Consider the following 19526-nt stretch of genomic DNA (forward strand, 5'->3'; position numbering starts at 1 on the left):
TGACCGATACAATTTGAGATATTTTGCGGTCTTGCAGTGGGAATTTTAATATCGCTTTATCTATACCTGAACAAGGGTATTCACTCATTCCGACACAGATTTCCCAATCGGCTGTTCAGGCAGTTTTTTTCGAGTGGGAAACAGAAGGGCAATTAGCACCGGTTCAAACAGTTACGCGTCGCGCATGGAATTGCATGACGCGATTACCGGCGTTGCGCGTCCCGTCGCCGTACTGCATTTCAACCAACCAACGGATGGCACTTGACTGACGAACTGAGGGGCAGCGCATGCTGAGCGTTCTATCGAGAATCATCGACATCGCCATGGTCGCGCTCGGCGCCGCCATTGCGGCGGCCGTGCACAGCGGGAAAGTCGTGTGGCTGGACGATATGCAAAGCGTCTCGCTCGCGTTCGATTGCCTGCTGGTGGTGGTGTTTTTCCCGGCGCTCGGGATCTATCAGTCGTGGCGCGGCAAGCCGCTCTACGACCTGCTGTGCCGCGTGGCGGGCGGCTGGCTGCTGGTGGAAGTCACCGGCGTGCTGATCAGTTTCAGCCTGCACCGCTCGGACAGCCTGTCGCGGCTGTGGCTCGTCTATTGGGCCGTGGCCACCATCGTGCTGCTGATCGTCACCAAGGTGATCGTCTATTCGATTCTGCGCGGACTGCGCCGCGAAGGCTTCAATCAGCGCGCGGTGGCGATCGTCGGCGGCGCGCCGTATGGGCGCTTTCTGATCCAGCAGATGCGCAGCCGTCCTGACGCGGGCTTCTCGCCGGTCGTGGTGTTCGACGAAGACAGCACGATCAATCACTATGAAGACCCGGACGCGGGCGAGGTGATCGAAGGCGTGCCGGTCGAGCGCGACTATCAGCGCATGCTGCAGCTCGTGCGCCAGCGCGCGATCCGCGAACTGTGGCTGGCGCTGCCGATCTCGAAGGAAAAAGCGATCCATCGCTTCGTGATGGATCTGCGCAACGACTTCGTGAACATCCGCTTCATTCCGGACGTGCGCAGCCTGACGCTGTTCAATCAGCCGATGGTCGATCTGCTCGGCGTGCCGGCGATCAACCTGGCCGCCTCGCCGATCACCGATCTGCGCGTGCTGCCCAAGCGTGTGTTCGACCGTCTGTTCGCGCTCGCCGCGTTGACCGCGCTCGCGCCGGTGATGCTGGTGATCGCCGCCGCGGTGAAGATCAACTCGCCGGGACCCGTATTTTTCCGGCAAAAGCGCAAGGGCATCGACGGCCATCAGTTCGAGATCTACAAGTTCCGCTCGATGAAGATGCACAAGGAAGAGCACGGCAAGATCACCCAGGCCACACGGCGCGATCCGCGCATCACGGCGGTCGGCGCGTTCCTGCGGCGCACCAGTCTCGACGAACTGCCGCAGTTCATCAACGTGCTGCGCGGCGAGATGTCGGTGGTCGGTCCGCGTCCGCACGCGCTCGAACACGACGACATCTACAAGGATCTGGTGAAGGGCTACATGCACCGCTACCGGATCAAGCCGGGCATCACCGGGTGGGCGCAGATCAACGGCTATCGCGGCGAAACCGACCGCATCGAAAAGATGATGGGCCGTGTCAAGCTCGATCTGTACTACATGCAGCACTGGACCTTCTGGCTCGACATCAAGATCGTCGTGCTGACGCTGTGGAAAGGCTTCGTGGGCAGCAACGCCTATTGACGGCCCCCACCTGTCGCTTCGCGCCAGCCCCCGAGGGGGTGCAAGAAAACTTGGGGCGGCCCGGCGTTTTCTTGCGGGCTTCGGTCACGCGTCATGTGACTATTTTTCTGGTTTCCATTTTCCGAGGTGTAATACATGAACCTGACGATCATCGGTAGTGGCTACGTAGGCCTCGTGACGGGCGCTTGTCTGGCCGACATCGGCCACGATGTGTTCTGTCTCGACGTCGATCAGCGCAAGATCGACGTGCTCAACAACGGCGGCGTGCCGATCCATGAACCGGGTCTGCAGGAAATCATCGCGCGCAATCGCAAGGCCGGCCGCCTGAAGTTCTCGACCGACGTCGAAGCCGCCGTCGCGCACGGCGATATCCAGTTCATCGCGGTCGGCACGCCGTCCGACGAAGACGGTTCCGCCGACCTGCAATACGTGCTCGCCGCCGCGCGCAATATCGGCCGCCATATGACGGGCTTCAAGGTGATCGTCGACAAATCGACGGTGCCGGTCGGCACCGCCTCGCGCGTGCGCGAAGTGATCGCCGCCGAACTCGCCGATCGCAACGCCGCGCATATGTTCTCGGTGGTGTCGAATCCCGAGTTCCTGAAAGAAGGCGCGGCGGTGGAAGACTTCACGCGCCCCGATCGCATCGTGCTTGGTTGCGATGAGGACGTGCCCGGCGAAAGAGCGCGCGACCTGATGAAGCGCCTGTACGCGCCGTTCAACCGCAATCGCGAACGCACACTGTACATGGACGTGCGCTCGGCCGAATTCACCAAGTACGCGGCCAACGCCATGCTCGCCACGCGCATTTCGTACATGAACGAACTCGCGAATCTGGCTGATCGCGTCGGCGCCGATATCGAGGCCGTACGCCGCGGCATCGGCTCCGATCCGCGTATCGGCTACGACTTCCTGTACGCCGGTTGCGGCTACGGCGGCTCGTGTTTTCCGAAAGACGTGCAGGCGCTGATCCGCACAGCCGCTGATTTCAAGGCGAATTTGCGCATTCTCGAAGCGGTCGAAGCCGTCAACGACACGCAGAAGAAAGTGCTCGCGCACAAGATCGTCTCGCGTCTGGGCGAAGACCTGTCGGACCGCACCTTCGGCGTGTGGGGCCTCGCGTTCAAGCCGAACACCGACGACATGCGCGAAGCGCCGAGCCGTCCGCTGATCGCCGAACTGCTGCGCCGCGGCGCGCGCGTGAAAGCGTACGACCCGGTCGCGATCGACGAATCGAAGCGCGTGTTCGCGCTGGATCTGAAAGACGTGCCGCAGCAACTCGCGCGCCTCGAGTTCGTGAAGGAAGAGATGGACGCGGCTGTCGGCGCCGACGCGCTGGTGATCCTCACCGAGTGGAAGGTGTTCAAGAGCCCGGACTTCGATTCGCTCAAACGCATTCTGAAGACGCCGCTGATTTTCGACGGCCGCAACCTGTACGAACCGGACGCGCTGCTCGAACTCGGTATCGAGTATCACGCGATCGGCCGGCAGCACGCGCTGCGCATCGCGCCGGCCAAGGTCGGCACGAGTGCCTTGCCGCACGAGCAAGTGCAAACGGCAGACGCGGCCGAAGCCGGCCGCTGATCCGTCGCTAACGTACCGCTAAGCCTTCATCACGGAGCCCGCCATGTTCGCCAACGTTCTGATCGTCTGCCATGCAAACGTCTGCCGTTCGCCCGCTGCCGAAATGCTGTTCAAGGCCCGGCAACGCGCGGCGCCGCGTTCGCAGGCGGCGCCGATCGCGTTTCATTCGGCGGGCTTGCGGGCGATGAACGGCCACGCCATGGACCCGGTCATGCAACGCCTGCTCGCCGAGCAGGGCGTGGCCCCCGGCATCCACTACTCGCGGCGGCTCGACCGGCAACTCGTGCGCAACGCCGATCTCGTGCTGGTCACCGAGCGAGCGCAGGTGAGCGACGTCGAAGCGCTCGATCCGGCTTCACGCGGCAAGGTCTATCCGCTCGGCAAGTGGGAAGCGGATTCTGACGTCGCCGATCCGCACGGTGGTGCGGAAACCGCTTATAGGGAGAGTCTCGTGCTCATCGAACATCTGGTCATGGGATGGCTGAAGAAAATATGCTGATGAAAAAACTCGCTGCACACTCATTCGCGAACGGCAAGTCCACGAATCTCAGTTCGAAGCTCGCCGCCACGCTTTTGCTGACGTCCTTTCTGTCGGCCTGCGCCACCGCACCTGGCAATTACCTCGATACGTCCCGTCTGAAAGACGACGGCCGGCACGACAGCCAGGCCGCCGAAACCTATCCGGTCCATGTGATCGATGCCGCCGTCGTGACCGCGCAGGCGCAAGCCGCCGCCGCGAAGACGCAGGTGCTGCCGCCCTCGAACCTGAGCGACCCGTCGCAGTACGTGTACCGCCTCGCGCCGCAGGACATTCTCGGCATCACCGTGTGGGATCACCCTGAATTGACCACGCCGCAGGGCAGCACGCTGTCGGCGGGCGGCAACACCACGCAGTCGATCGGCGGCGCCTTGCAGCAGCCGTACACGGCCGCGCTGCCGGGCCAGGCCGATCCGTACGGCCAGACCATCGCTGCCGACGGCACGATCTTTTTCCCGTTTGTCGGCCGCATCAAGGCCGCCGGCAAGACTGTCGGCGAGGTGCGCGATCAGTTGAGCACCGGCCTCGTGCGCTATATCCGCAATCCGCAAGTCGACGTGCGCGTGCTCTCGTATCGCGGCCAGAAGGTGCAGGTGACCGGCGAAGTGAAGACGCCGGGCCCGCTCGCGATGAGCGACGTGCCGCTCACGCTGGTCGACGCGATCACGCGCTCGGGCGGCACGAATGCCGACGCCGATATTCAGCGCGTGCGTCTCACGCGCAACAACAAACTCTACGTGCTCGACGCCGACCGCATGCTCGATCGCGGCGACACCACGCAAAACGTGATGCTGCAAAACGGCGACGTAATCAACGTGCCGGACCGCACCGATAGCCGTGTGTTCGTGATGGGTGAAGTGAAGACACCGATCCAGCTGCCGATCATCAAAGGCCGCATGACGATCGCCGATGCGCTCACGCAAGGCGGCGGCATTCTCGACACCGACGCCAATCCGCGCCAGATCTTCGTGATGCGCGGCATGAAGGATCACCCGACCACGCCGGACGTGTACCGCCTCGACATGACGCAGCCGGACGCCATCATGCTGTCCTCGCAGTTCCAGTTGCAGCCGCTGGATGTCGTGTATGTGGGCACCGCCGCGTCGACCACCTTCAACCGTGTGTTGCAGCAGGTGTTGCCGAGCGTGCAGACCTTGTTCTACCTGAAACAGCTGACGCGTTGATCGTCGTAACCGCAGTCTGAGCCGTCGTCAGGCCCCGCGCCGCGCCGTCCGTAATGGACGGTGGCGCCGGACCGAAGCAAATACCGCTGTAACCGATACGGGAAGCGAATCGTGAGCAACCAAATCTCTCCACACATGGCCGGTCCGATCAAGACCGAAGAAGAGGACGTCGTCCTCGGACAACTGGTGCAGGTGATCCTCGATGACATCTGGTGGCTCATCGCCATCGCCGCGGTGATCGTCGGGATCGCCGGCGCTTATTGTTTTCTCGCCAAGCCGATCTATTCGGCCGACGCGCATGTGCGGGTCGAGCAATCGGACAACACGTCGCAGGCGCTCACGCAGACGCAGACCGGCGCGGCGATCACCACCGGCTCGACCTCGTTGCCGACCGACGCCGAGATCGAAATCATCAAGAGCCGCGGCGTGGTCGGCCCGGTCGTGCAGCAACTGAAGCTGAACTTCAGCGTCACGCCGAAAACCTTCCCTCTGCTCGGCAGCATCGCCGCGCGCATGGCCACGCCGGGGCAACCCGCGCGTCCGTGGCTCGGTTTGTCGTCGTATGCATGGGGCGGTGAAGAGGCCGACGTCGATTCGATCGACGTGATCCCCGCGCTGGAAGGTCAGAAGCTCACCATGAAGGCGATCGACGACCAGCACTACAACCTGTACGCCGCGAACGGCTCGCTGCTGCTGCACGGCCAGGTCGGGCAGCAGGAGCAGGGCGGCGGCGTGACCATCACGGTCGACAAGCTGGTGGCCCGACCGGGCGAGGAATTCACGGTGATGCGCGCCAACGACCTCGACGCGATCTCCGCGTTCCAGTCGGCCATCACGGTGCAGGAGCAGGGCAAGCAGACCGGCGTGATCCAGATCTCGCTGGAAGACAAGAGCCCCGAACATGCCGCGCTCGTCGCCAACGCGCTGGCGGAGTCGTATGTGCGCCAGCACGTGCTGAACAAGCAGGCCGACGCCAGCAAGATGCTCGACTTCCTCAAGAGCGAGGAGCCGCGCCTGAAGTCCGATCTGGAACGCGCCGAGGCCGCGCTGACCGCGTATCAGCGCCAGTCCGGCTCGATCAACGCGAGCGACGAGGCCAAGGTGTACCTCGAAGGCAGCGTGCAGTACGAGCAGCAGATCGCAGGCCTTCGTCTGCAGATGGCGCAGCTCACCGAGCGTTACGGCGACGACCATCCGATGCTCGTCGCCGCGCGTGCGCAGATGGCCGAATTGCAGGCGCAGCGCACCAAATACGCGGACCGCTTCCGCGATCTGCCGGCCACCGAAGTGAAGGCCGTGCAGTTGCAGCGCGACGCGAAGGTGGCCGAAGACATCTACGTGCTGCTGCTCAACCGCGTGCAGGAACTGTCGGTGCAGAAGGCAGGCACCGGCGGCAACGTGCATATCGTCGACGCCGCGCTGCGCCCGGGCGTGCCGGTCAAGCCGAAGAAGGCGCTGATTCTGTCGGCGGCGGTGATTCTCGGGCTGATCGCGGGCACGGGCTTCGTGTTCCTGCGCCGCAATATGTTCAAGGGCATCGACGACCCGGATCACATCGAGCGTGCCTTCCATTTGCCGGTGTTCGGCCTCGTGCCGCTCTCCGCCGAACAGGGCGTGCTCGAAGCCGGCTTCCAGCGCGGCGGCGAACGTCTACGCTCGGTGCTCGCGAACGCGCGGCCGAAGGACGTCACGGTCGAAAGCCTGCGCAGTCTGCGCACGTCCATGCAGTTCACGCTGATGGATGCGAAGAACCGCATTGTCATGCTGACGGGTCCGATGGCGGGCGTCGGCAAAAGCTTTCTCACGGTCAACCTCGCGGTGCTGCTCGCGAACTCCGGCAAGCGCGTGCTGATGATCGACGGCGACATGCGCCGCGGCGTGCTCGAACGCTATCTGGGCGGTGCGCCGGATAACGGCCTGTCCGAATTGTTGAGCGGCCAGATTTCGCTGGAAGAAGCGATCCGCAGCTCGCAGGTCGACGGCCTGAGCTTCATCTCGTGCGGCCGCCGTCCGCCGAATCCGTCGGAACTGCTGATGTCGCCGCGTCTGCCGCAGTACCTCGAAGGCCTCGCCAAGCGCTACGACGTGATCATGATCGACACGCCGCCGGTGCTGGCCGTGACCGATGCGTCGATCATCGGCGCGTATGCCGGCTCGACCTTCTTCGTGATGCGCTCGGGCATGCACAGCGAGGGCGAGATCAACGACGCGTTGAAGCGTCTGCGCGCGGCCGGCGTGCACGTGCAGGGCGGCATTTTCAACGGCATGCCGGCGCGCTCGCGCGGCGGCTACGACCGTGGCTACGCGGCGGTGCAGGAATACCTGAGCACCTGAGGCGGCGGGTTTGCGGATGCATGGCAAATCTCGCGCAACGACGATAACAAAGGACATCACGATGAAAGTGACGGTACTGGTTCCGACTTACCGCCGCCCGGCCGATCTGGCGCGCTGCCTCGCGGCGCTGCAACGGCAGTCGCGGCGGCCTGACGAAGTGGTGGTGGTGGCGCGCGCCGACGACGAAGCGACCCACGCGTGCCTGCGCGATCCGTCTGTGACGGGCGCGTTGCCGCTCGCGCTGGCGATCGTCGACGTGCCCGGCCAGGTCGCGGCGCTCAATCGCGGTCTGGACGCCGCGCGCGGCGACGTGATCGCCATCACCGACGACGACGCCGCGCCGCACGTCGACTGGGTCGAACGCATCGCGGCCGCATTCGAGGGCGACGCGCGCCTGGGCGCGCTCGGCGGACGCGACTGGGTGCACGAAAAAGGCCGCGTGCTGGACGGCGAGCGGCCGCTGGTGGGCAAGGTCACGGCGCACGGCAAGATCATCGGCAATCATCACCTGGGTGTGGGCGGCGCGCGCGAAGTCGACATTCTAAAGGGCGCGAATATGAGCTACCGCCGCGAGGCGGTGCGCACCATCCGCTTCGACGCGCGCTTGCGCGGCGCCGGCGCTCAGGTCCACAACGACATGGCGTTCAGCCTCGCCGTGAAGAACGCCGGCTGGAAGCTGATGTACGACCCGCGCGTGGCGGTCGATCATTTCCCCGCCGAACGTTTCGACGACGACCGCCGCGACGCGCAAACCATGGCCGCCTTGCGCAACGCCGCCTTCAATTTCCATCTGATCCTGCGCGACCAGTTGCCGCCGCTGCATCGCGAAACCGCATGGTGGTGGTGGACGCTGGTCGGCACGCGGGTCTATCCGGGCCTCACGCACGCGGCGCTCGCGCTGCTCTCGAAGCAGGCGGGCCTGAAGCTCACGCGTTGGCGCGCTGTGCGCAGCGGTGCACACGAGGCGCGTCGCGCGCTCTCACGCGCCGCGTGATCGCCGGCTTGGTCGCATCCTCCACGTCGCGCACGTTCGCGCATCGGCGCATGGCCCGCGTCCGGGCCGCCGATGCCCCTTTCCACCGGCAGAGCGGAGTGCCTGCATGAGTACGAAAGTTCACGTTCATCTGTTTTACGGCGCCGACCCGCGCTTTTACCGACCGGGCGACAACATCGGTTGTCTGTACGGCTATCACCACGCGGAATCCGATGCGTTCAAACTCACCTATTCGCAGGATGCCCGCGAGAGCAAGCCCGTGCGCTTGCTGCGCCGCGCGTTGAAGGCGGCGCTCGGGTTCGACTTCATCCATACGTGGCGCAACCGCGCCGAGATGCTGCGCTCGGACGTGATCTGGACGCATACCGAGCAGGAATGGCTATCGGCAGCCCTTATGCTGCTGCTGAGCGGCCGCAAGGCTGGCGCTGATGCATCCCCCTTGCTGCTAGCGCAAAGCGTGTGGCTGCTCGATAAATGGCCTTCTTACGGCATTCTGCGCAGCTGGCTGTATCGCAAGCTGATGGCGCGCGCCGATCAGCTCACCACGCTCGCGAGCGAAAACGCCGAACTGTGCCAGCGCTATTTCGCTCGCGATGCCAAGCCGCTGCTGTACGGCCTGAACACGCACGACTTCCCGGTCAAGACGCCGGCCGAATGGACCCCGCACACGCCGATCCGCATTGCCGCGATCGGCAACGACCGCGACCGCGATTGGGAGACGCTGATCAAGGCGTTCGGTAACGACGCGCGCTACACCGTGAAACTTGCGACCCGGCGCCGGATTCCGACGTCGCTGCGCGCGCCGAACGTGGAGATCGCGCTGTTCTCCGGCATCAAGAAGCAGCACGAACTGTACGACTGGGCCGACGTGATCGTCGTGCCCTTACGGCCGAATTCGCACGCCTCGGGCATCACCGTGATGCTCGAAGCCGCAGCGGTCGGAAAGCCGATGGTGGTCACGAACGTCGGCGCCTTGCAGGACTATTTTCCGGCCGGCGAGGCGTTCTATATTCCGCCGTTCAATCCGCAAGCGCTGCGTGAAGCGGTCGATCAACTCGCCGCCGCGCCGCTGGACGCGCTGCGCCAGGCGCAGGCGGCCGCTGCCGGTCTGCTGTCGCGCGATCTGACCACGCAGCACTACGCCATGCAGCACGTGCGGATCACCCAGGAGATGCTGCGCGCGCGGGCCGCGGCGCGCACGCGCTCGGCGGCCGGCATGGCGACGGCGGCAGGCGTGTCCGAGTCCGAGCGGCGGCCGGCGCGCCAGTCGCGCGGAGGTCTCTGAACGATGTCGACGCTGACGCGAAGCGCCGCTAGCGCGAACGGCACCGCACGGGCACCGTCCAGCAGCCGCAAGGAATGGCTGCCGGAGGCTTTGCTGTGGTTCGTCACGACGCTGCTGATCGGCGCGCATCAGGGCACGGTGCTCACGCTCGCGTTTCCCGTGCTCGCGATCCTGACGGGCCTGTGGCTCTACTTCAAGAGTCCGGCGCGCTACATCGGCTTCATGTGGTGGCTGTGGTTCCTCAGCCCGGAGGTGCGGCGTCTGGCCGACTGGTCCAAGGGCTCGTTCACGCCCACCAGCCTGATCCAGGTCGCGCCGCTCGCGGTGACGATGATCAGCGGCCTGTCGCTGCTGCGCTACTACAAACTGCTCGCGCAGCGGCGCGGCCTGCCGGTGCTGCTGGTCCTGCTCGGGCTCATCTATGCGTTCCTCGTCGGCGTGATGTCGAGCGGGCCGCTCGCGGCCACCTACGACCTCGCGAACTGGCTGTATCCGATTCTGATCGGCTTTCACATCATGGCGCACACGCGCCAGTATCCGAAGTACCGCGACACCATCGTCAATACGTTTATCTGGGGCATGCTTGTAATGGGCGGCTACGGCCTCGTGCAGTTCTTCATCATGCCGCAATGGGACGCGCTGTGGATGCTCGGCTCGCAGATGAATTCGCAAGGCGACCCCGTGCCGATGGGCGTGCGCGTGTTCAGTACGATGAACTCGTCGGGACCGTTCGCGTTCGCGATGATGGGCGCGATGGTGTTCGTCATGGCGGCCACGCACCGGGTGCGCTGGATCGCCGCGGCGCTCGGCTTCTTCGCGTTTGCGCTGAGCCTCGTGCGTTCGACGTGGGGCGGCTGGGTCATCGCGCTTTTGATTCAACTCGTCAAATCGAACAACAAGGTGCGGGTGCGCATTGTCGCGAGCGCCGTGCTGTTGGCTGGGCTATGCGTGCCGCTGCTGGCGGTCGGTCCGGTGGCCGAGCGGATGCAGGCGCGCCTGACCACCATCGTCAACCTGAACGACGACCAGAGCTACGCCGCGCGTAACGAGTTCTACGCGACCTTCGCCAAAACTGCCTTTACCGATGTCTCCGGTGAAGGCATGGGCGCCACCGGCACCTCCACCAAGCTCTCGAACGACGGCGGCCAGCTCGGCCAGTACGGCAACTTCGATAGCGGCGTAATGAACATTCCATTCGTGCTTGGCTGGCCCGGCACGCTGCTCTACATGTCCGGGATCATCTGGCTGGTGACGCGCGCGGTGCTCGCGTCGTTCAAGCTGCGCAACGACAAGTTCGTGTCCGCCTGCATGAGCCTGAGTCTCGCGACCTTCGCGATGCTGGTGTTCACCAATTCGCTGGTCGGCACGGGCGGGCTGCTGCTTTTTATGAGTGTTTTTTCGATTCTTTCCGCGGTGCATTACGAAAAGATCAACCGCGCACGTATGTCAAATCACACGCTATCTTTCCACGGAGGCACTGATTGAGAGTCGCCATTGTCACGCACGTCGTGCGCCATAACGACGGCCAGGGGCGCGTCAACCACGAGATCGCGCGCGCGGCGCTCGATGAGAACATCGGCGTCACGCTGATCGCCTCGCACGTCGCGCCGGATCTGCTTGCGCATCCGAACGTCCGCTGGGCGCCGATCAAAATCGGCCGCTGGTGGCCGACCAATCTGCTGCGGCAGCAGGTGTTCGCGTTCAAGAGCGCGCTGTGGCTGCGCGCGCATCGCCGCGAATACGACGTGCTGCACGTGAACGGCTTCATCACGTGGATGCCCGCCGACGTCAACACCTCGCACTTTGTGCATAGCGGCTGGTTCGGCAGCAAGTACTACCCGTTCGGGCTGACCAAGGGCGTGTGGTCCGCGTATCAATCCGTCTATACGCGCTGCAATGCGCTGCTCGAACGCTGGGCTTACCGGCGCTCGAAGGTGATCACGGCGGTGTCGCAAAAGGTCGCCGACGAAATCCGCGCGATCGGCCTCACGTCCGATAACCGTGTCGACGTGATCTACAACGGTGTGGATACGCAAGGCTTCGCCGCGGCCACCGGCGACCGCGAAAAATTCGGCTTACCGAAGGACGCGTTTTTGCTGCTGTTCGTCGGCGATCTGCGCACGCCGCGCAAGAATCTCGGCACCGTGCTCGCCGCGCTCAAACATTTGCCCGAGCACGTGCAGATCGCGGTGGCCGGCTTTCTGCCGGGCAGTCCATATCCGGAAGAAGCGAAGGCGCTCGGTATTGCGCATCGCGTGCATTTTCTCGGTCTCGTGAAAGAGATGCCGGTGCTGATGCATTCGGTCGATGCTTTCGTGTTTCCGTCGCGCTATGAAGCGATGAGCCTGTCGCTGCTCGAAGCGATGGCGGCGGGCCTGCCGGTGGTCACGGCGCGCACCGCGGGCGGCGCTGAAATCATCACGCCGGAATGCGGCATCGTGCTCGATGATCCGGACGATCCCAAGGCGCTGGCCAGCGCGGTTGCGAGGCTTGCCGACAATCACGTGGCGCGCCGCGCGATGGGCGTCGCCGCCAACGAACTCGCGACCGGCTTCGGCTGGGCGCGCATGGCCGAGCAATACATCGCGCTGTATCGCCAACTCGCGGGACAGCAGAAAGATCGCCGACGCAGCGAGGCGGAAGCGGCAGCGGTCGCCAAGACCGACGCGCTCACGTTGAACACGCTGGCCGGCCAGAAAAGCGCGGAATGACGTTGCGGGTTTCACTCGCTCGCCCGATGCATTCATCGCTCGACTATCACAACTCTCAAAACGCACAGGGGTCACAACCATGACGACGAGCTCTATCAAATCGCTGCAGATCGGGATGCACTGGTTCCCCGAGCGCGCGGGCGGCCTCGACCGCATGTACTACTCGCTGGTCGGCGCGCTGCCGGGCGCGGGCGTCGCGGTGCGCGGCGTGGTGGCCGGCTCGCCCAAAGTGGCGGCCGACACCGGCGGCGCCATCAACGGCTTCGGCTCCGCCGCGCAATCGCTGCCGCTGCGGCTCATGGCCGCGCGCCGCGCGCTGCGTCAGGAAATCAGCACGTCGCGTCCCGACGTGATCTCCTCGCACTTCGCGCTCTATACCTTTCCGGGTCTCGACGTGACGCGCGGCATTCCGCAGGTTTCACACTTTCAGGGGCCGTGGGCCGACGAAAGTCATGTGGAAGGCGCCGACTCGCTCGGCCAGCGCGCCAAGCGCTATCTCGAGCAATCGGTCTATGCGCGCTCGTCGCGGCTGATCGTGTTGTCGGAAGCGTTCGGCAAGATTCTGACTTCGCGCTATCGCATTGCGCCGGACCGTGTGCGCGTGGTGCCGGGTTGCGTCGATGTCGAGCAGTTCAATCTGCCGATCACGCCCGCCGAGGCGCGTCTGAAGCTGCAATTGCCGCAGGACCGGCCGATCGTGCTGGCCGTGCGGCGGCTGGTGCGCCGCATGGGTCTCGAAGATCTGATCGACGCGGTGAAACTGCTCAAGCGTACGGCGCCGGATGTGCTGCTGCTGATCGCGGGCAAGGGGCGGCTCGAAGGCGAATTGCAGGCGCGCATCACCGAGGCGGGTTTGGAGGACAACGTGAAGCTGCTTGGGTTCGTGCCCGATCAGCATCTGGCGGCGCTGTATCGCGCGGCGAATATCAGCGTGGTGCCGACGGTGGCGCTCGAGGGCTTCGGTCTGATCACGGTCGAATCGCTGGCTTCCGGTACGCCGGTGCTCGTGACGCCGGTGGGTGGTTTGCCGGAAGCGGTGGCGGGTTTGTCGCCGAATCTGGTGCTGCCGGAGACGGGCGCGAAGGCCATCGCCGATGGGCTCGCAGGCGCGCTCAACGGCACGCTGAAATTACCGGATGCCGAGGCATGCCGCCGCTATGCGCGTGAGAACTTCGATAACTCGGTGATCGCGAAGCGGGTGGCGTCGGTGTATGGCGAGGCGATTGCGGCGGGTGGGGTGCACTGACGTCGAGGCAGAACGCACAACAAAAACGCGGGCCCGATAAAAAGATCGGGCCCGCGTTTTATTGCGCTGAAAATCAGGAGCGCGGTTTAACGCGCGGCCGTTTCGGTGGCCGCACGCGCTCATCGCGAATTAAAACGTCTCGTGATGCTCGTTGCGCCCCAGATCCGCATGAACCATCATGTGGCACAACTGCTCCAGCGTGGTTTCCGGTTTCCAACCGAGTTTTTCGTGAGCCTTGTCCGCGCAGCCGATCAGCAGGTCCACTTCGGCCGGACGATAAAACTTCGGATTCACGCGCACCAACGTCTTGCCGGTGGCGACATCGATGCCGGATTCGCGCTCTTCCTTACCCGACCATTCGAGCTGATAGCCCGCTGCCGCAAACGCCATGCGCACGAAATCGCGGACCGTTTCGGTGCGGCCGGTGGCGAGCACGAAGGTGTCCGGCTCATCGGCTTGCAGCATGCGCCACATGCCTTCCACGTATTCGAGCGCGAAGCCCCAGTCGCGCTTGGCGCTCAGGTTGCCGAGTTCGAGCACGTCCTGCTTGCCGAGCTTGATCTTGGCCACCGTGTCGGTGATCTTGCGGGTAACGAATTCGCGGCCACGTAGCGGCGATTCGTGATTGAACAGAATCCCGCTGCTCGCAAACAGACCATACGACTCGCGATAATTGATGGTCGACCAATGCGCGAACAGCTTGGCGACGCCATACGGGCTGCGCGGATAGAAGGGCGTGTCCTCGCGTTGCGGGACGGCCTGCACGAGGCCGAACATTTCCGACGTCGACGCCTGGTAGTAGCGCGTCTTCGGATTCAGAATGCGGATGCCTTCGAGCAGATTCAGCGCGCCGATGCCGGTCACTTCAGCGGTGGTCACCGGCTGGTCGAACGAAACGCCCACGAAGCTCTGCGCGGCGAGGTTGTACAACTCGTCGGCCTGCGCGCCTTCGAGCAGGCGCAGCGTCGAACCGAGGTCGGTCAGGTCGTGTTCGACCAGACGCAGATTCGGATGATCGATCACGCCGAGCTCACGCATGCGCCAGAAATTGACGGAGCTCGTGCGCCGGTAGGTGCCGGTCACGATATAGCCCTTGTCGAGCAGCAGTTTGGTCAGATAGGCGCCGTCCTGTCCGGATACGCCGGTGATGATCGCTTTGCGTGGTTGGCTCATAGCTTGCCTTCGTGATTGTTAAAAGAGAGAGAAAAAGCGCTTCAGGGCGTGCCTTCCAACAGCCGCCGCACCAACGGTTCGACGACCTGAAAATCCTGTTCGGCCTTAAGCTGGTACAGACCCGGCTTGGGATGCGCACCGTCGGACATCAGCGTCTTCCAGTCCGGCAAATTGCTGATGTAGGCGAACTGGTCGACGAGCGGCACCTGCTGTTCGGCGGCCACGCGGCGCGTCATCGCGACCATCGTCGCGAGCCGCGCGTTGAGGCGGTTGTCGGGCATCGGGTTCGCGGTCTGCAGAACCGGCTGCTTGCCGAGTGCGCGAGCGGTTTTTACGAGCGCCGTTTCGGCCGTGTAGAACTGCTCGGGCGTCTGGTTCTGCATCACTTCGTTAATGCCGTAATTGATCAGCACGATCTGCGCGGACGAAGCGGCGAGCCGTTCCTGCCACGGCAAACCCGCCGTCGGCCCGGCGCGGCGATTGCCCGTGCCGTCGCGCAGTTGCGTCGCCATCGTGTTGCCCACGCCGTAGTTCGTCACGTGCACCCGCTCGCCGTGGTGCGCCTGCAGTTCGTCCTGCAGATACGTCACCGCGTTTTGCGCCTGCGGGCCGCATTGACCTTCGCTGCAGGTAATGCCGAGCGTCGTCGAATCGCCGTAGGCCTCGATCAGCACTTGCGTTCGCGGGTCCGGCGCCGCGCCGAACGCGGCGGATGCGAGCAGCGATGCAGCGGCGCATACGCTTGCAGCGAGCCATGCGCGGCGCCTCATGCGCTTCATGCGCGGCTTTGCGGCGCTTGCGGCGCCGTGCTGACGCCACCGCCGTTGGCGGCCTGCGTCGGCGCATGCGCTGGTGCCTTGCCCGCCGAGCCGAAAATCAGGCGCTTCTCGAACGCGAACCACGTGATGCTGGCGTAGACGAGCGTGATCGCGAGCGCGAGCGCGGCGGTGACGAATCGGTTCAAATGCAGCGGCCACAACGCATACAGCACGCTCAGGTGAATCAGATAAATCGTGTAGCTGATGGTGCCGATATAGACCAGCACGGGATTGCACAACAGCCGTTTGACGATGCCCTTGCTCTGCAGGGCGATGACCACGACCGAAGTACAAAGCACCAGCGAAACGCTGTAGAGCCCGGCGTTCGAGAGCGGCGTATTGGCCGCGCGAAAGCGCGGAAAGTGCAGATGCAGCCACGCGAGGATGGCCAGCGCCGCGATCAATCCCAGCACCGCGACGCCTTTGTAAGGCTCGAGCGCATTTCGGTCACGCCGTACGGCAACCGCCAGCAGCGCGCCGGCCGCGAGCAGGTCCATGCGGAACGGCGTGAGGTAATAGATCGGCCAGAACGAATCGAACCAGGGCGTGGCCACCGCGCGCAGCACGGGCACCAGCAGGATCAACGCGGCCGCCACGTAGCCGAGCACACGCTCGGGCACGAGCAGGATCACGAACGGCCAGACAATGTAGAACTGCTCTTCGACGGCGAGCGACCACAGCACATTCAGGCTGTCGTGACCGCTCTGATTGAGCGCGTCGCCGATATTGGTCGCGAAGAACGCGTACCACTGCCAGTGCTCTGCCCAGCCGAGACCGAACAGAAGCGACGACACCACCATCAGCAGCACGTAGGGCGGCAGGATGCGGCGCGCACGGCGTGCATAGAAGTAACCGAAATACGACTGCTGACGCGCCTTGCGTTCGAGCAGGATGCCGGTGATCAGAAAACCGCTCAAAACAAAAAACAGATCGACGCCCATCCACAGCGGCGCTTTCAACGCGTGCTGCGCGAACACGGCGAGTACGGCGATGGCGCGCAAGCCGTCGAGCTGCACGATGCGGCGGGAGTGGGAAGGCGCTAAGGGCAGTGCGCTGGCAGTCATGAACCGTCCATGGTGTGAAGCAGATGGGCCGGGCGAAGGATCGCGCGAGGGTTTCGTGGAGCAGGCGCGCTCGCTTCGCATCGCAACGGAAGTGCAATCGATTCTAGGGAAAATAAAATCGTGAAAAAACGGGAATGAATTGGATAAATGAATCAGATTGCAACAGGGTGTTTCGTTATCCATTCACAATGGATTTTTATGCTTGGGTCGAACGGATGACGGGATATGTAATAAGTGCGGATTGCTTTGCTGGGCATCGGTAAGGATGGGCGCTGACAGATCCGCGCACAACGCCGCCATAGCCGATTTAGTTTTAATCAATTTTTAATTGGTTTCTTTCACGACGCTTAAAGCATCGAATATTTTTGAATTATTTTCGATTTTCGTCGCGGCGTTTTTTCCGCGTAATGTTAGCCGTGCGGATTGGGTGGCCAAGGACGGCGCGTGGGCCTCGCGCTCTGATTGCGGTCAAGGCACGCGGACTTGCGGCGTTCGCTCGTCGACACGCTATCCGAGTTCTGTTCCCGCACGAATCTGTCTTATGTCCTTGCACGGCTTCTAGCGGTCTGCATCACGAGATCGACCGCGATTCGTAGCGTCATTCATTGAGTTGTGTTTTCGCGCGAGCCTCATTGCCCGCGCGCGGCGCTGATTGGAGGAAATACCTTGCCCCGTTTCACGTTCAAAAGCTGGCTCGCTGTTTTTGCATGCGCCGCCGGACTGACCGCGGGAGCGGCCAGTTTCACGGCGCATGCGGAAACCGCGTTGAACGCGAAAACGTCGTGGATCGGCAATACCTTCGGTTTCGGCGACGGCACTTGGGCGCAGATCAACATCACCGCGATCGCGGTGTCACCCGATGGCAAGGTCTATACGAACGCGCCGTGGGACGAGAGCGGCGCTGAGGCGAGCGTCTATCAGAATGGCAAGATGCTCGGCTTCGCGGGCGGCACGCATGGCTGGGGCAATGGTGGCGGCAACGCCGTTGCTTTGAATCGCAAGTACGTGTTCGTTGCGATCGCGGTCGGCAACGAAAAAGGACGCCTGGTCGAGCAGGGCGTGTGGCCGGAGAAGGGCAAGCAGTGGTACGGCATTTCGCGCCGGCAGATTGCCGATCCGAAGCGTGCCGCGCCGTTCCAGCCCGCCGCGAAAAGTGCCGACCCGCATGCGCAGCTGGCGGCCGGCTTCCTGATGATGAACGAAGTGCCGACCGGTACAAGCGCCGAGATCGGCGGCCTCGCGGCGAACGACACCACGCTGTACGCGGCGAACACGGCGCGCGATCGCATCGAGGTGTACGACGCGGAATCGATGCAGCAGAAAACCACCTGGAGCGTGCATGAACCAGGACGGATTGCGCTGGCGCCGGACGGCACGCTGTGGGTGTTGAGCGGCACGCGCAACGATCGCGAGCCGCACGTGGAGCACTACACATCTACCGGCAAACGCATCGACGAAAACTTTACGCTGCCTGGCGGAACGATCGCAGTGGATATCGCGGCCGACGCGCAAGGCCGCGTGCTGATTGCCGATAACGGTCCACGTCTGCAGGTGCTGTATTTCAGCAAGAACAACGGTCGTTATAGCGAATCGGGCGCGCTCGGCGAGCGCGGCGGCATTTTCAGCGGCGTCGCCGGCAAACCGGGCCCGCAGCGGTTCAACGGACTCACCGGCGTGGGCGTGGATGCGCGCGGCAACGTGTACGTGTCGACCAACGGCATCGGTCCGCGTTACGACCCGATCGGTGCGGGCCTCGGGGCCACGCTCGAAAGCTACGCGCCGGATGGCAAGCAGAACTGGCAGGTGCAGGGGCTGTTGTTCGTCGATGGCGCGTGGATCGATCCGTCGCGCCCGGACAGCGTTTACACCGGCAACAAGCGCTTCGAACTCGACCTGTCCAAACCTGCGGGACAGGACTGGAAATACGCAGGTTTCCTCTCTAACCGTTTCAAGTATCCGGACGATCCGGTATTCCACACCGATCAGTATCCGGGCCTGCCGATCGCCCGCAAACTGAAGGGCCGCACTTTCCTGTACCTCACGGACATGTACGCGGACCATCTGAAGATCTATCGCTTCGACGCGCAGCACGACGGCGAAACAGCGATTCCTTCCGGCTTCATCGCAGGACGCGAGCGCGCGGTGGCCAAGGTGCCGAATGCGCCGCCGGGCGGCGACTGGATCTGGCGCGATACGAACGGCGATGGCAAGTTCAACACCGACGAATTCACGCTCAACACGAGCGGCACGAAGCTCGCGGGCGGCTGGGGCTGGTGGGTCGATACCGCCGGCGACATCTGGCGCACGCGCGACACCAAGGGCATCTATCGCTTCCGTTTCGGCGGGCTGGATGCGAAGGGCAATCCGGTCTACTCGTATTCGAACATGACGCAGTACCCGGTGCCGCAACCGTTCACGGAACTGCATCGCGCGATCTACGACCCGGACACCGACACGATGTACGTGAGCGGCTACACGCCCGACACGCCGGTCGATCGCGGCTTCTGGAAAGAAGTGGGCCGCGTGCTGGTGCGCTACGACAAATGGTCGAGCGGCAATCCCGTGCAGCGCTACGCGATCACGCTGCCGTGGCAGACGCAGAGCAAACCCATCGCCACCATCATCGGCCTGACGGTCGAAGGCCAATACATTTTCGGCGTCGAGCCGGTGGGCGCGGTGCACGTGTGGGACAAGGACAGCGGCAAGGAGATCGGCGTGATCCGGCCGGGCCCGGAAGTGGGCCGCGCGTCGGGCTGGGTCGATGTGCCGAACGGCATCAGCGCCGCCAAACGCGCCAACGGCGAGTACCTCGTGTTCGTCGAGGAAGACGCGCGCGGCAAAGTCATGATGTACCGCTGGAAGCCTTGATGAACGAAGCATGAGCGCTTCGGCGCATGACAAGGCGACCCG

General features: G+C 63.8%; 14 protein-coding genes. 11 read left to right on the forward strand and 3 right to left on the reverse strand.

Annotated features, from left to right (window positions below):
• The first annotated feature begins 287 nt into the window (after positions 1 to 287).
• The 10 genes from BPHYT_RS09710 (at position 288) to BPHYT_RS09755 (ending at position 13561) form a co-directional block, all read left to right on the forward strand.
• Positions 288 to 1685 (forward strand): undecaprenyl-phosphate glucose phosphotransferase, encoded by a 1398-nt coding sequence (locus BPHYT_RS09710; RefSeq protein WP_012432963.1) that lies wholly within the window; start codon positions 288 to 290, stop codon positions 1683 to 1685.
• A gap of 135 nt (positions 1686 to 1820) precedes the next feature.
• Positions 1821 to 3269, forward strand: coding sequence for a UDP-glucose dehydrogenase family protein (locus BPHYT_RS09715; protein ID WP_012432964.1), 1449 nt, complete (start codon positions 1821 to 1823; stop codon positions 3267 to 3269).
• A gap of 43 nt (positions 3270 to 3312) precedes the next feature.
• Positions 3313 to 3768, forward strand: a complete 456-nt coding sequence (locus BPHYT_RS09720) for an arsenate reductase/protein-tyrosine-phosphatase family protein (RefSeq protein ID WP_012432965.1) — start codon at positions 3313 to 3315, stop codon at positions 3766 to 3768.
• Positions 3762 to 4991 (forward strand): polysaccharide biosynthesis/export family protein, encoded by a 1230-nt coding sequence (locus tag BPHYT_RS09725; protein WP_041758415.1) that lies wholly within the window; start codon positions 3762 to 3764, stop codon positions 4989 to 4991. The genes BPHYT_RS09720 and BPHYT_RS09725 overlap by 7 nt, the downstream gene beginning before the upstream one ends.
• 135 nt (positions 4992 to 5126) lie before the next feature.
• Positions 5127 to 7325, forward strand: coding sequence for a polysaccharide biosynthesis tyrosine autokinase (locus BPHYT_RS09730; RefSeq protein ID WP_012432967.1), 2199 nt, complete (start codon positions 5127 to 5129; stop codon positions 7323 to 7325).
• A gap of 61 nt (positions 7326 to 7386) precedes the next feature.
• On the forward strand, positions 7387 to 8319 hold the full coding sequence (locus BPHYT_RS09735) for a glycosyltransferase family 2 protein (protein ID WP_012432968.1): 933 nt from the start codon (positions 7387 to 7389) through the stop codon (positions 8317 to 8319).
• 106 nt (positions 8320 to 8425) lie between these two features.
• Positions 8426 to 9604, forward strand: coding sequence for a glycosyltransferase (locus BPHYT_RS09740; protein WP_012432969.1), 1179 nt, complete (start codon positions 8426 to 8428; stop codon positions 9602 to 9604).
• Between the two features lie 3 nt (positions 9605 to 9607).
• Entirely contained in the window at positions 9608 to 11089 is a 1482-nt protein-coding gene (locus BPHYT_RS09745; protein ID WP_012432970.1) for a glucose-6-phosphate isomerase, read from the forward strand.
• The gene (locus tag BPHYT_RS09750; protein WP_012432971.1) at positions 11086 to 12315 is read left to right on the forward strand and encodes a glycosyltransferase family 4 protein; all 1230 of its coding nucleotides are present in this window, start codon (positions 11086 to 11088) and stop codon (positions 12313 to 12315) included. The genes BPHYT_RS09745 and BPHYT_RS09750 overlap by 4 nt, the downstream gene beginning before the upstream one ends.
• Positions 12316 to 12394: 79 nt before the next feature.
• Positions 12395 to 13561: a glycosyltransferase family 4 protein gene (locus tag BPHYT_RS09755; protein ID WP_012432972.1), complete on the forward strand. Its 1167-nt coding sequence runs from the start codon at positions 12395 to 12397 to the stop codon at positions 13559 to 13561.
• A gap of 129 nt (positions 13562 to 13690) precedes the next feature.
• Here the strand turns inward: BPHYT_RS09755 and gmd are convergent, their stop codons facing one another.
• Genes gmd through BPHYT_RS09770 form a run of 3 tightly spaced genes read right to left on the reverse strand, consistent with a single transcriptional unit; the run spans position 13691 to position 16616 of the window.
• Positions 13691 to 14734, reverse strand: a complete 1044-nt coding sequence (gmd, locus tag BPHYT_RS09760) for a GDP-mannose 4,6-dehydratase (protein ID WP_012432973.1) — start codon at positions 14732 to 14734, stop codon at positions 13691 to 13693.
• A 41-nt stretch (positions 14735 to 14775) separates the two neighbouring features.
• Entirely contained in the window at positions 14776 to 15504 is a 729-nt protein-coding gene (locus BPHYT_RS09765) for an SGNH/GDSL hydrolase family protein (RefSeq protein WP_041758914.1), read from the reverse strand.
• 5 nt (positions 15505 to 15509) lie between these two features.
• A complete protein-coding gene (locus tag BPHYT_RS09770) occupies positions 15510 to 16616 on the reverse strand; it encodes an acyltransferase family protein (protein ID WP_012432975.1) in 1107 nt (368 codons plus the stop codon).
• 666 nt (positions 16617 to 17282) lie between these two features.
• Between BPHYT_RS09770 and BPHYT_RS09775 the strand changes: the two genes are divergently transcribed.
• Positions 17283 to 19484 (forward strand): NHL repeat-containing protein, encoded by a 2202-nt coding sequence (locus BPHYT_RS09775; protein WP_012432976.1) that lies wholly within the window; start codon positions 17283 to 17285, stop codon positions 19482 to 19484.
• Positions 19485 to 19526 lie beyond the last annotated feature (42 nt).

The organism is Paraburkholderia phytofirmans PsJN, from assembly GCF_000020125.1.
Lineage (GTDB): Bacteria > Pseudomonadota > Gammaproteobacteria > Burkholderiales > Burkholderiaceae > Paraburkholderia > Paraburkholderia phytofirmans.